This window comes from Streptomyces sp. NPDC090022, assembly GCF_044748145.1.
Lineage (GTDB): Bacteria > Actinomycetota > Actinomycetes > Streptomycetales > Streptomycetaceae > Streptomyces.
This window is the reverse complement of record NZ_JBIVFN010000014.1, coordinates 53,704-65,783: the sequence shown is the minus strand read 5'-3', so window position 1 is coordinate 65,783 and position 12,080 is coordinate 53,704. Positions and strand designations below refer to the sequence as shown.

Below are 12,080 nucleotides of genomic sequence, written 5' to 3'. Positions count from 1 at the left end.
GTGGCGCCGGTCAGGAGCCGTCCGCGACCGTGACCGTCACCGCGTGCCAGCCGCTCGCCCCGTCCGGGGCGGGGGGCGCGCGGTGCTCCGTCTGTACGGCGCCCGTGCCGTCCGTCGCCCGGACCTCCAGGGTGTGGCGGCCCGGGGTCGCCTCCCACGGCCACACCCACTGCCGCCAGGTGTCGGTGCCGTCCGCCGCCCCGAGCCGGGCCTCGTGCCAGGGGCCGCCGTCGACCCGTACCTCGACCCGCTCGATGCCCCGGTGCTGCGCCCACGCCACCCCGGCCACCGCCACGCGTCCCGCGCGGGGCGAGGAGAAGGCGCGCGGGGTGTCGATCCGCGCCTGCGTCTTGATCACGGCCTGGGCCGCCCATCCGCGGCGCACCCAGTACGCGTCGTACGCGTCGAAGGACGTCAGCCGCAGCTCGCGCAGCCACTTGCACGCCGACACGTAGCCGTACAGGCCCGGCACCACCATGCGGACGGGGAAGCCGTGCGCGAACGGCAGCGGTTCACCGTTCATCCCGACCGCCAGCAGCGCCTCGCGGCCGTCCATCACCGTCTCGACGGGCGTGCCGATCGTCATCCCGTCCACCGAGCGCGCCACCAGCTGGTCCGCCGGACCGCCCTGCGACGGCGGCCGCACCCCGGCCTCGCGCAGCAGGTCCGCCAGGCGTACGCCGAGCCAGCGCGCGTTGCCCGCGTACGGCCCCCCGACCTCGTTGGACACGCAGGTCAGCGTGATGTCCCGCTCGACCAGGGGGCGGTCGAGCAGCTCCGGAAGCGTCAGCGTGAGGGGGGTGCGGACCCCGTCGCCCTCGATGCGCAGCCGCCAGGTGCCGGCGTCGATCCGGGGCACGACCAGGGCGGTGTCGACGCGGTAGAAGTCGGGGTTGGGGGTGAGATACGGCTGGGTGCCGGGCACCCGCAGGTCGGCGCCGGGCGGTACCGGGCCGGCCGGTACCGCGGGCGGCGGCAGCCGCAGCCCGGCCCGGGAGGCGGTCGCGTCCGCCGAGCCGTACGCGCCGAGCCGCCGCCCGGCGAACCCGGCGGCCGCCGACAGCGCGACGGCTCCGGCCGCCAGCCGGCCGAACCCCCGCCGGTCCACGGCCCAGGCCCCCCGCGCGCCGGCCCCGCTTCCGGTGGGCCGGGGGGCGGGCCCGGGGACGGGCCGGGTCAGGGCCGTGGACAGGAGCCAGAGCACCGCCGCCGCGACCGCCCCGGCGACCAGGGACGGCAGAGCGTCGCGCCAGGTCGCCCCGGGGCGGGTGGCCGCGGCCGCCGCGCCCGCCGCCCCGAACGCCAGGGCCACCGCCGCACCGGCCGCGCGGCGGCGCAGGGCCAGCAGGCCGGCCGCGGCGGCGACGACGGCCAGCAGGACGACGATCCCCACCGTCAGCACCAGTTTGTCGGCGGTTCCGAACTGGCGGATCGCCCACTGCTTCACGGCCTCGGGCGTCGCGTCGACCACCACCGCGCCCACCGCGCTGACCGGGCGCGCCTCCGGCCGCAGCGCCGCCGCGGCGGGCTCGGCCGCGCACAGTCCGGCGAAGGCGGCGACCAGGCCGGCGAGCGCGGCCAGGCCCCGCTGGTGCCGGGGCCGCCGTACGTCGTTCGTGTCCGCGTTCACCCTTCCAGCATGACGCGTCAGGACGCCGGGCTCGGTGCCGGCGGCACCCAGCGCCCCGTGCGCGGCGGCTTCACCCCGTAGTCGGTCCTCAGTTCCGCCGGGATCGCGTGGTGCATCACCCGCCCCCGGGTGAGCGAGGCCAGCTCGAAGCCGGTGACCAGCGAGCCGGCCTTGTCCATCGCCCACTCGGCCAGCGGGCTGCTGTCCTCGATGGTCTCCAGCAGCCCGAGGACGACCGGCACCGCCTTCGCGGCCGCGTCCCAGGGGCCGCGCGGGATCTCCAGCCAGTCCGCGATCGTGTCACCGACCAGGAAGCGGATGGTCGCCGGCACGATCGGGTCGAAGAAGGTGCCGGGCACCACGTCCTCGTACAGCCGCATCAGCTGGGCGTTCAGCCGCACCCCGTCCTGCGACGGCCCGAGATTGCGGATCAGGTACAGGTCCGTGTACTGGCGCGCCTCCGTCAGATCGCGCGGAACGGAGTCCATGTCGCACCCCAGCATCGCTCCGACCACCCGCCACGCGTAGAAGTACGCCTCCGCGCCCTCCTCGCTCATGTGCACCCCGAGCCGGTGCATGGCGTCCAGCACCAGCAGCGAGAAGCAGACCTGACCCCCGATCATGTCCTCCTGGGACAGCGGCAGTCCGTCCGCGGCGACGTCCCAGTGGCCGCCCTCGCGCAGGTGGTGGCGGACGGCCGCGTGCAGCAGCCGCACCTTCTGCACGGCCGGGATGAACTTGCTGCCGTCCTCGAAGGCGTTCGTCTGCATCAGGTACGTCACGAACTGGCCGGTGTTGGCCATCCGCCGCGAGGGGTAGTCCATGGAGTGGCTCGCTGCCAGCAGCCGGGCCACCCGCGGGATCGCGTAGCAGGCGGGCATCGACGCGAAGGACAGGCCGGTGTTGATGTGCGCGGCGTTGTCCATGAAGAACAGCCGGGCCTGCTCCATCACGTCCCAGTCCACCCAGGACGGAGGGACGGAGGTGGCCTCGAAGTACGCGGCCGCGGCGGCCGGCATCCGGTCGGGCAGCTGGTGGCCGGCGGTGGTGAAGAACCGCATCAGGGTGTTGAGGTCGCCGACCTCGCCGCGGGCGAACATCGTGGCCACGGTCTCGTCGGCGAGCGGATCGCCCTGGGTGGCGAGCGCGTCGAGCGCGGTGTCGTCGTAGCGGGGGCGCGGCGGGGCGGTGGGGGTGGGGTTCACTTCGGTCCTCGTTCTCTCGAGATCAAGTCGTCGTCGCGGCGGGAGCGTTCCGCCGCGGTCACGGGGCGCGGCGTGCGGCCACGGCGTCACGGGGTGCCGCCGAACGCGTCACGGGGTGCCGCCGAACGCGTCACGGTGCCCGGCTGGCCGCGTCACCGGGCGCGGTCGGCCGCCGTACCGGCCAGCTCGTGCAGCGCCGTACGCGCCTCGGCCGGCATCGCCACGAGGTCCAGCGCGCCCGTGGCCCGGTGGATACGCCGGGTGATCATGTCCTCGACGCGCTCGCGCGCCCCGCAGCGCTCCATCAACTCGCGCACCGACCGCGCCTCTTCGTCGCCGAGGTCGGGATTGCCGACCAGCTTGCCGAGCAGCCGGCGCTCGTCCCCGGTCGCCGCCGCCAAGGTGAGGGCGAGCAGGGCGGTGGGTTTGCCGTCCCGGAGGTCGTCCAGGTTCGATTTGCCGGTCAGGTCCGGCTCGCCGAAGGTGCCCAGCAGGTCGTCGCGCAGCTGGAAGGCCTCGCCGAGCGGCAGCCCGTACGCGGTGAAGGCCTCCAGCAGGGCGCGGGGGGCGCCGCCGAGGGTGGCGCCCAGGTGCAGCGGCCGCTCGACCGTGTACTTGGCGGTCTTGTAGCGGGCCACCTCCAGCGACTGCGTCACGCTCGGCTCGCGGGCGGGCGCGTCGGTGCGCAGCACCTCCAGGAACTCGCCCGCCACGGTCTCGCGCAGCAGCGTCGACCACAGCGGCACGGTCCGGGCGAGGTAGCCGCCCGGCAGCCCGCACGTGGTGAAGACGTGCCCCGCGTACCCCATCAGCAGATCGCCGAGGATCATCGCGAGGGCGACCGGGCGCCGTCCGGCCGCGGCGAACGCGGCGTGCGCGGTGAGCCGGCCGTGCCGCATCCGGCTGTCGTCGATGATGTCGTCGTGCGTACAGGCGGCCGCGTGGACCAGCTCCATCGCGGCGGCCGCCCGGATCGCGCCCTCGCAGTCCGGCTGCCCCGTCGCCCGCCACCCCCAGTACAGGAAGGCGGCCCGCAGTCGTTTGCCGCGCGCCAGGGAGCGCCGCACCTGTTCGGACAGCGGATGGAGTTCGGGGTGCAGGGCGAGGAGGGCCGCCTCCTCCTCGTCGGCCAGGGCCGTCAGCACGCCGTCGATGCGCTCCTTGAAGCCGGCGTGGTCATGCACGGGGGCGGCCGGCCTTCTCGGCGGCGCGCCGGGCCATGATCTCCAGGTAGTTGTCGGAGGCGCCGCCGACCCGCCGCGTGGCGAGCTCCCCGCGCTTGCGCAGCTCCACCACGCCGTCGGTGAGCAGCTCGCGCAGATCGGAGCGGCGCATCGCGTCCTGTGCCCGGTCGGCGGACTGCCGTAACTGGTCGAGGGCGAGGTCGGCGACCCCCGCCGCGAGATGGGCCAGCAACTCCAGTGTGGCGGCGGGGGCCCATCCGCCGGCGGCGGACGACGCGGCCCCGGCCTGACGCTCCTGCTCGGTCTCGGACATCGCTCGGTGCACTCCTGTGGATCGGGCGGCCGCGCGGCCGGGTGGTCGCGTGACCGCGGTCGCGGTCATCGCAAGGGGCGGCCGCCGGATCCCTCCGGAGACCGCCCCTGGTCAGCACCTGGTCAGTGAACCGAGTGCCCCGCCCCGCGCGCCAACCGCCCGGGGCACTGTCGCCCTCACGAGTGCCCGGATTCCCACGGGAGGGTGATCTTTCCCGGCTTCCGGCGCGGCGGACCCGGCTGCCGCTTCGCGCGGGGACGGGAGTTCGGCGCGACCGTCAGACCGGCAGCGCCCAGAGCTGGTCCACCTGGTGGTCGCCGCACGCGGCCAGGCTCACCCGGGCCGCGGCTCCGGTGGCGCCGGCCGCCGGGGCCCGCAGGCACTGCCCGCCCACGTCCTCGATCAGCGTGCCGTTGCGCAGCGCCGTCCAGCGCTGACCGTCCTGCCCGCCCGCGCACGCGGCGAGCTCGACCGTGCCGCCCTCGCCGGCCGAGAGGCACTCGTCCCCGAGCCGCACCGAGGAGTCCTCGCCCAGGGTCCACCGCTGGTCCGCGCCGCCCGTGCACGCCGAGAGCACCACCGCGCCCACGCCGGTGGTGTTCTGGCCGTCGAGGCACCGGACGCCGTCGCCGGTGATCTGCCCGGTGGCCACCGGCTCCGCGCAGCCGTGCGGGGTCAGCCGCCACACCACCGTGTCGTGCGCGGCCACCGTCGCCGTCAGCGCGCTGGAGACCTCGGCGCTGCGGCCGGTCCACAGGTTCTTCGCGGTCACGGTGCAGGTGCGCAGCCCGATGTCGGCCAGCGCCACCGACACGTCCCGGGCGGCGGACGTCCGGTTGAGCACGGCGACGGCGCGGTCGCCGTCCGCCAGCGGCCGTACCAGGACGTCGGAGCCGCCGTCGGCGGAGACCACCGCGCCCTGGCGGCCCAGCGGGTCCTGGTCGAGGGCGATCAGGTCGGTGTTGCCCAGGGCGGCGAGACCGCCGGGCGTGAGCCGGGAGACGTCCGAGGAGAGGATGAACGGAGCAGCCATCATCGCCCACAGCGCGACCTGGCTGCGGGACTCGGCGTCGGTCAGGCCGGGCGCCCCGGCGATCAGGAAGTCGGGGTCGTTCCAGTTGCCGGGGCCCGCGTAGCGGGTGAGCCAGCGGTTGTAGCCGTAGTTGCCGAGCACCGAGCTCCAGCGCGAGGTCGCGGGCGCGGCCGACTGGTAGACCTTGATGTCACGGCCCTCGCGCCACAGCTGGCCCGTCTGCCCCACCCAGCCGAGCACCTTGTGCCAGTCGGAGCCGCCCCACTCGCCCTGCTGGAAGTACGCGGGCGCCGAAGCCGACAGGACCATGGGCCGGCCGGTGTCGCGCAGGGCCCGGGCGACCGCCTCGTACGCGGTGCGGTAGGCCTGTTCCTTCGTCCGGCCCGGCGGCACCCACATGTTGCAGCCGTCCATCTTGACGTAGTCCACCTTCCAGGACGCGAACAGCCGCGCGTCCTGGGCGAAGTGGTCCTGCCCGCCGCCGTCGGGGGTGCCGCTGCCGGGATAGCGCTCGCAGGTCAGGAAGCCGGCGTCCTCGTAGATGCCGAACTTCAGCCCCTTGGCGTGCAGGTAGTCGCCGAGCCAGGCCATGCCGTGCGGGAACTTCGTCCGGTCGACGACCAGGTTGCCGTCGGCGTCGCGCTGCTTCTCCATCCAGCAGTCGTCGACGGTCACCGTGTCGTAGCCCTTGGCGGCGAGCCCCGTGGACACGAGCGCGTCGGCGTTCGCGACGACCTTCCGCTCGTCGATGTCGCACATGTAGTGCGCCCAGTTGTTCCAGCCCATCGGCGGGGTGAGGGCGAGCGGGGTGTCCGAGGTGGCGGTGGGCTCCGCGACCGAGGGAGCGGCGGCCAGCGCCACGGCGAGCAGGGCGGACGCGGTCAGGCAGGGAAGCGCGCGCAGGCGAAGCGGCACGAGGACTCCTTGACGTGGGGGGCGTACCGACGGGCTGTTGTTCGCTCAGTGCACCGGTCCGGCTACTCCCTGTCAACGCGGGAGGGTGTTTTGTGCCGCCATGACCAGCAATATGGGTGCGGTCGCGGCGAGGAGGGATTGGATGATACGCCGTATGTTACGGTGTATCTCATGCCGAGGAGATCAGCCGCCCTGGACCGCGCCACCCCCGAGGCGATCGCGGTGGCCGCCCTGCGCCTCATCGACGAGGAAGGGCCGGACGCCCTGAGCTTCCGCGCCCTCGCCGACCGGCTCGACGTCTCGCACGCCACCGTCCAGCGCCGCTGCGGAGACCTCGCGGGGCTGCTGGACCTGTGCACCGAACACCTCGCCGGCCGGCTCCCCGAGGTGCCCGCCGGGACCGACTGGGCCGAGGCCACCGAACGGCGCTTCACCGGCCTGTACCAGCTGCTCACCGCCCACCCCGGACTGCTGGTGCTGCGCGGCGGCCGCCCCTGGCTCGGCCGGCAGCTGCTCGCCCGCCTGGTCGAACCCGCACTCGCCGACAGCGTCGCCGCCGGAATGACCCCGGCCGAGGCCATGACCGCGTACCGGCGGATGTACCTGCTCACCCTCGGCAGCGCCGCCTTCGTCGACCACCGCGACCCGGCCGCCGCCACCGCCGCCTCGCGCGCGGCCCTGGCCGCCCTCGACCCGGCCGAGTTCCCCGTGCTCGGCGGCGAGACGGCCGCCGTACTGCCGCCGCTGACCGATCACGAGGTGTACTACGGCGCCCTGCGCCAGCTCATCGAGGCCGCCCGCCCAGCCCGCTGACCGGCCCCGGCCCCGGCCCGGGAGCGCCGCCCGCCCAGCCCGTCCCGTCCGCCCAGCCCGTCCCGTCCCGTCCGTCCAGCGTGTCCCGCCCGATGCGCGAAGTGGAGTCCTCCGATGGAACAGCAGCTCGACCACGCCGCCGTACGCGCCGCCGCCGGCCGGATCGCCGGACACATCCGCCCCGTGGCCCTCGCGCCCGCCGCCGACGGAGTCCGGTACGCCCTGGAATTCCTCCAGCACACCGGCTCCTTCAAGGCGCGCGGCGCCGCCAACTTCCTCGCCGCCCACCGCGCGGCCGGCGCCCTCCCCGACGCGGGCGTCACCATCGCCTCGGGCGGCAACGCGGGCCTCGCCTGCGCCTGGGCGGCCCGCGCCCACGGCATCCCCGCCACCGTCTTCCTCCCCGTGACCGCCCCGCGCGTGAAGGTCGACCGGCTGCGCGGCTACGGGGCCGACGTACGACTGGCGGGGGAGCGGTACGCCGAGGCGCAGGCCGCCTGCGAGGAGTTCGCCGCGCGCAGCGGGGCGCTCGGCAGCCACGCGTACGACCACCCGCTCGTCGCCGCCGGCGCGGGCACCCTCCTCGAGGAGATCCGCGCCGGCCTGCCGGACCTGGACACCGTGGTCGTCGCGGTGGGCGGCGGCGGGCTGTTCGCCGGGGTGGCCACCGCCGCCCGCGCGCACGGCATACGGGTGGTCGCGGCCGAGCCCGAGAACTGCCGGGCCCTGCACGCGGCCCTGGAGGCCGGCCGGCCCGTGGACGTCACCGTCGACTCGATCGCCTCGGACTCGCTCGGCGCGACCCGGGTCTCGGCGGACGCCCTGGCCGCGGCCCGGCACGAGGACGTGGTATCGGTCCTGGTCCCGGACCCGGCCATCGCCGCCGCCCGTCGCGCGCTGTGGGAGGAGCACCGGATCGTGGTCGAGGCCGGCGCCGCCACCGCCCTCGCGGCCCTGCGCGAGGCTCCCGCACCCCTGGGCGAGCGGGTCGCCGTCGTCCTGTGCGGCGCCAACACCGACCCCTCCGACCTGTAGCGCCCTGGAGGACCTGTAGGACCTGTAGGGCCCGTCCGGCGGCACCGCCCGTACCCGGCGACGATCGTCGGTACGGCGTACGACTTTGGAGGACAGCGCGGGGCCCCGCCCCCCTGCGAAGGTCTGAACGTCAGCAGATCGCAGGACAGCAGGGCATGGAGGAACGGGCAGTGGCGCAGCGCAAGGGGTGCTTGATCGGATGCGGCGTGGGGCTGGTGGCCCTCGTCGGCATCATCGTGGCTCTGTTCTTCGGTGTCGGGGCCATCGTGGACGCCGCCGACAAGACGCTCGTCGACCCCGCCGTCTACGAGGCCGTCAAGACCGGCGACGCCGAGAGCGAGGTCCGGGGCAAGCTCCCGACCGGCGAGACCTTCATCAAGTCCGCCCTCAAGGACGGCGGCCCGGCCGAGCCGGCCGGCGCGACCTGCTCGTGGTACATCTCCAGCGCGGACCCCAAGGGCGGCAAGGAGACGGTCTTCCGGTTCTGCTACAAGGACGGGAAGCTCGCGGAGAAGGTCCAGTACGCGATGCAGTAGCCGTAGGGGCTGCGGGAGCTAAAGCGCATTAGTGCACGCCTTCCCGGACCGTCGATAAGAAGTCAACCTCGGGCGGCGGGACCGGTTCCGCCGGGAATCGGGCCCGCCGCGCGGGGCTTTGCGACTAAAGCGCATCAGCCCAGGTCGCCGGTACGGCCGTCGGAGGGGTCCGCGGGCCGCGCAATCCGCTGTCCGCGGCCGGTGACCGAGGCGGTGTCGGCCAGCGCGAGCGCCCGCCGCATTGACGGCATCCCGCTTTGCGGACACCGTGGTCCGCGCCCTTCCGGCAGCGGGGCCGGGACTCCTCCAAGGCGGCTGACGATGACTCGTTCCACGGTGTCCCGTACGGCCCTCGCCACCCTGGTGGCCGGCGCCCTGCTGGCCGGTTCGGCCTGCGGGGTCGGCGGGAGCGGGCAGGAGGTGCCCGAGGCCCGCAGAACGGGCGAGGTGGCGGGAAAGATCACCTTCCGCACCCTCCAGCTGAAGCCCACGTTCACCGGATACGTCCAGGGCGTCATCGACGCGTTCGAGAAGGAGCACCCGGGCGTCGAGGTCGTGTGGGAGGACGTCCCCGGCGACGGCTACAACGAGAAGCTCGTCGCCGACGCGCAGGCCGGGGCCCTGCCGGACGTCGTCAACCTCTCCACCGACTCCTTCCAGCTGCTCGGCGACCGCGGCATGCTCGCCGACGTCGCCCGGCTCGACCCCGGGGCCGCCGGGGACTACGTCCCGGGCGCCTGGGAGCAGTTCAAGCTCCCCGGCAGGGGCGAGAGCGTCTACGCGTACCCCTGGTACGTGACCCCGGAGATCCTCACCTACAACAAGCAGCTCTTCGCGAAGGCCGGCCTGGACGTGAACCGGCCGCCGACCAGCGTCGAGCAGTTCTTCGACTACGCCGAGCGGATCGCCGCCACCTCCGGCGGCCGGTACGCCGCGTTCATGGCCGACCCCAAGGGCCGCCTGCCCGGGGACTGGCAGAAGATGGGCATCCCGATCCTCAACGCCCGGGCGGACGCGTTCACCTTCGGCACCGAGGCGGCCGTGGCGTGGGTGGAGCGGATGAAGAAACTCTACGCCGCCGGCGCCATGCCCAGGGAATCGCTGCTCAAGGCCGACGACGTCAACCAGCTCTACGGCGGCGGCAAACTCGTCTTCGGTCCCGGCTCCCCGGGCTTCGTCAAGGACATCAAGCGCAACGCCCCGCAGATCTACGCCGACACCCACGTCGCCGGCGCCGTCACCGGCACCCTCGGCCACATCGGGATCTACGCCCAGTCCCTCGGCATCCGCAAGGACACCCGGCATCCGGACGCCGCCGTCGAGTTCGCCAAGTGGGTCACCAACGGCCCCAACCAGGTGGCCTTCTCGAAGCAGGCCACCATCTACCCCTCGAACGCCAAGGGCCTGGACGACCCGTACTTCTCGGACCGGGGCGACGGCACGGACGCCGAGACCCTCGCCCGCGCGATCGGCGCCGAACAGCTGCGCGGCGCCCAGCTCGACGCCAACACCCCCGTGCAGTGGACCAATCAGGTCGGCGACGCCGTCGTCCGCGAGGTGCAGAAGGCCATCACGGGGGAGCAGGACGCGCGGACGGCGGTGAACAAGGCCCAGGAGGAGGCGAACCGGCTGCTGCACGCCGGCGCCGGCCGCTCGTGACCGCGCGCACGCCCCCCGGGGCCGACACCGGTCTCGTGCACCGCAGATGGTGGATCCCCTACCTGTTCCTCGCCCCCGGCCTGGGCCTCGTGGCGCTGTTCAGCCTCTGGCCGTTCGTCAACACCGTCGTCCTCTCCCTCACCGACGCGCAGATCCTGCGCGGCGGCGGCTTCGTGGGACTGGCGAACTACCGCCGGGCGCTGGCCGACCCCGACTTCTGGACCGCCGCCGGCAACAGCGTGCTGTACCTGGTGGTCGTGGTCCCGGCACTGGTGCTGCTGCCGCTGGCCCTCGCCGTCCTGGTGCGGGCGAAGGTCCCCGGCATCGGGCTCTTCCGGTCCGCCTTCTACACCCCGGTCATCGCCTCGGCCGTCGTCGTCGGCCTGATCTGGCAGTGGGTGCTGCGCAGCGACGGCCTGGTCAACACCGTCTTCCTGCGGCTGCGCATCGTCTCGGAGCCGATTCCCTTCCTGACCGACTCCACCATGCTGCTGTTCTCCGCGATGATCGTCACCGTGTGGAAGGGCCTCGGCTACTACATGGTCTTCTACCTCGCGGCCCTCGGGAACGTCCCCGTCTCCCTGTACGAGGCCGCCGCCCTGGACGGCGCCGGGCCCGTCCGCCGCTTCTTCAGCATCACCGTCCCCCAGGTCAAGCCGATGATGCTGCTGGTGGGCACCCTGTCGGCGATCTCCGCGCTGCGCGTCTTCACCGAGATCTACATCCTCGGCGGCGAGAGCGGCGGCCCCGGTGGCGGCGCCCGTACCCTGCCGTTCCTCATCCGGCAGGTCGGCCTCGGCTTCGCGGGCGAGACCGGTTACGCCGCCGCCCTGTCCCTGCTGCTGTTCCTGCTCACGCTGGTCTTCAGCCTGCTGGGGCACCGGCTGTCGAAGGGGGACGAGCCGTGAGCCACCGGCGCCGGATCGGACCGGCCGTCCGCTACCTGACTCTGCTGCTCATGCTGGTCGTCATGCTCGGCCCCCTCGTATGGCAGTTCCTGACCTCCCTGCGCGGCCGCGGCGAGAACGTCTACGACGGGATCCTCCCGGCGCACCCCACCCTCGACAACTACGTCCGCGTCGCGGAGTCCTTCCCGCTGCTGACCTACGCCGGCAACACGCTCACGGTGGCCGCGCTCGCCGTCACCTCGAACCTGGTGTTCGCGGCGATGGGCGGCTACGCCCTCTCGCGCGCCGCCTGGCCGGGCCGCAGGGCCGTGTTCACGGTGCTCGTGGCGACCCTGATGTTCCCCTTCGAGTCCGTCATGATCTCGATGTTCCTGACCGTCCGCGACATGGGTCTGGTCGACACCCTGATCGGCGTGTGGCTGCCCGGCGCGGTGTCCGTCCTGAACATCATGGTCATGCGGGCGGCCTTCCTCGCCGTGCCGAAGGAGCTCGAGGAGGCCGCCGTGCTGGACGGCGCGAACGAGTGGACCCGGTTCACCCGGGTCTTCCTGCCCGGAGCCAGGGGCGCGCTGGCCGTCGTATGCATCACCAGCTTCATGGGCGCCTGGGACGACTTCCTGTGGCCGCTGCTGGTGCTGACGGACAGCGACCACTACACGCTGCAACTCGGACTGAAGACCCTGGCGGGCGCGACCACCGTCAACGACCAGCGGCTGATCGCGGCCGGCGCCATGTCCGCGCTGCTGCCGATGATGCTGCTCTTCCTCCTCCTCCAGCGGTTCTTCTTCAAGGGCGTCGGGGAGGGAGCCGTCAAGATCTGAGCCGCCCGAGCCCCCCTGCCCCGCCCCC

At 73.8% G+C, this 12,080-nt stretch carries 11 protein-coding genes; 6 read left to right on the top strand and 5 right to left on the bottom strand.

The window, feature by feature from the left end; translation table 11 throughout:
- Nucleotides 1–10 precede the first annotated feature (10 nt).
- From ACIPXB_RS23320 to ACIPXB_RS23300, 5 genes are all read right to left on the bottom strand, one after another.
- Nucleotides 11–1,630: a molybdopterin-dependent oxidoreductase gene (locus ACIPXB_RS23320; protein WP_401452887.1), complete on the bottom strand. Its 1,620-nt coding sequence runs from the start codon at nt 1,628–1,630 to the stop codon at nt 11–13.
- 17 nt (nt 1,631–1,647) lie between these two features.
- Nucleotides 1,648–2,835, bottom strand: a complete 1,188-nt coding sequence (locus tag ACIPXB_RS23315; RefSeq protein WP_401452886.1) for an oxygenase MpaB family protein — start codon at nt 2,833–2,835, stop codon at nt 1,648–1,650.
- A 152-nt stretch (nt 2,836–2,987) separates the two neighbouring features.
- A complete protein-coding gene (locus tag ACIPXB_RS23310) occupies nt 2,988–4,019 on the bottom strand; it encodes a polyprenyl synthetase family protein (protein WP_401452884.1) in 1,032 nt (343 codons plus the stop codon).
- Nucleotides 4,012–4,332: a hypothetical protein gene (locus ACIPXB_RS23305; RefSeq protein WP_401452882.1), complete on the bottom strand. Its 321-nt coding sequence runs from the start codon at nt 4,330–4,332 to the stop codon at nt 4,012–4,014. Before ACIPXB_RS23305 ends, ACIPXB_RS23310 begins: the two co-directional genes overlap by 8 nt.
- A 277-nt stretch (nt 4,333–4,609) precedes the next feature.
- The gene (locus ACIPXB_RS23300; protein ID WP_401452880.1) at nt 4,610–6,280 is read right to left on the bottom strand and encodes a ricin-type beta-trefoil lectin domain protein; all 1,671 of its coding nucleotides are present in this window, start codon (nt 6,278–6,280) and stop codon (nt 4,610–4,612) included.
- 171 nt (nt 6,281–6,451) lie between these two features.
- On the opposite strand from ACIPXB_RS23300, the gene ACIPXB_RS23295 reads away from it, so the two are divergent.
- The 6 genes from ACIPXB_RS23295 (at nt 6,452) to ACIPXB_RS23270 (ending at nt 12,052) form a co-directional block, all read left to right on the top strand.
- On the top strand, nt 6,452–7,093 hold the full coding sequence (locus tag ACIPXB_RS23295; protein WP_401452879.1) for a TetR/AcrR family transcriptional regulator: 642 nt from the start codon (nt 6,452–6,454) through the stop codon (nt 7,091–7,093).
- Between the two features lie 114 nt (nt 7,094–7,207).
- The gene (locus ACIPXB_RS23290) at nt 7,208–8,128 is read left to right on the top strand and encodes a serine/threonine dehydratase (protein ID WP_401452877.1); all 921 of its coding nucleotides are present in this window, start codon (nt 7,208–7,210) and stop codon (nt 8,126–8,128) included.
- A 155-nt stretch (nt 8,129–8,283) separates the two neighbouring features.
- The gene (locus ACIPXB_RS23285) at nt 8,284–8,664 is read left to right on the top strand and encodes a hypothetical protein (RefSeq protein ID WP_401452875.1); all 381 of its coding nucleotides are present in this window, start codon (nt 8,284–8,286) and stop codon (nt 8,662–8,664) included.
- A gap of 321 nt (nt 8,665–8,985) precedes the next feature.
- Complete coding sequence (locus ACIPXB_RS23280; RefSeq protein WP_401452873.1) at nt 8,986–10,323, top strand: ABC transporter substrate-binding protein; 1,338 nt, start codon at nt 8,986–8,988, stop codon at nt 10,321–10,323.
- Between the two features lie 35 nt (nt 10,324–10,358).
- Entirely contained in the window at nt 10,359–11,231 is an 873-nt protein-coding gene (locus ACIPXB_RS23275) for a carbohydrate ABC transporter permease (RefSeq protein ID WP_401452871.1), read from the top strand.
- Nucleotides 11,232–11,281: 50 nt separating this feature from the next.
- The gene (locus ACIPXB_RS23270) at nt 11,282–12,052 is read left to right on the top strand and encodes a carbohydrate ABC transporter permease (RefSeq protein ID WP_401453073.1); all 771 of its coding nucleotides are present in this window, start codon (nt 11,282–11,284) and stop codon (nt 12,050–12,052) included.
- The last annotated feature ends 28 nt before the right edge of the window (nt 12,053–12,080 follow it).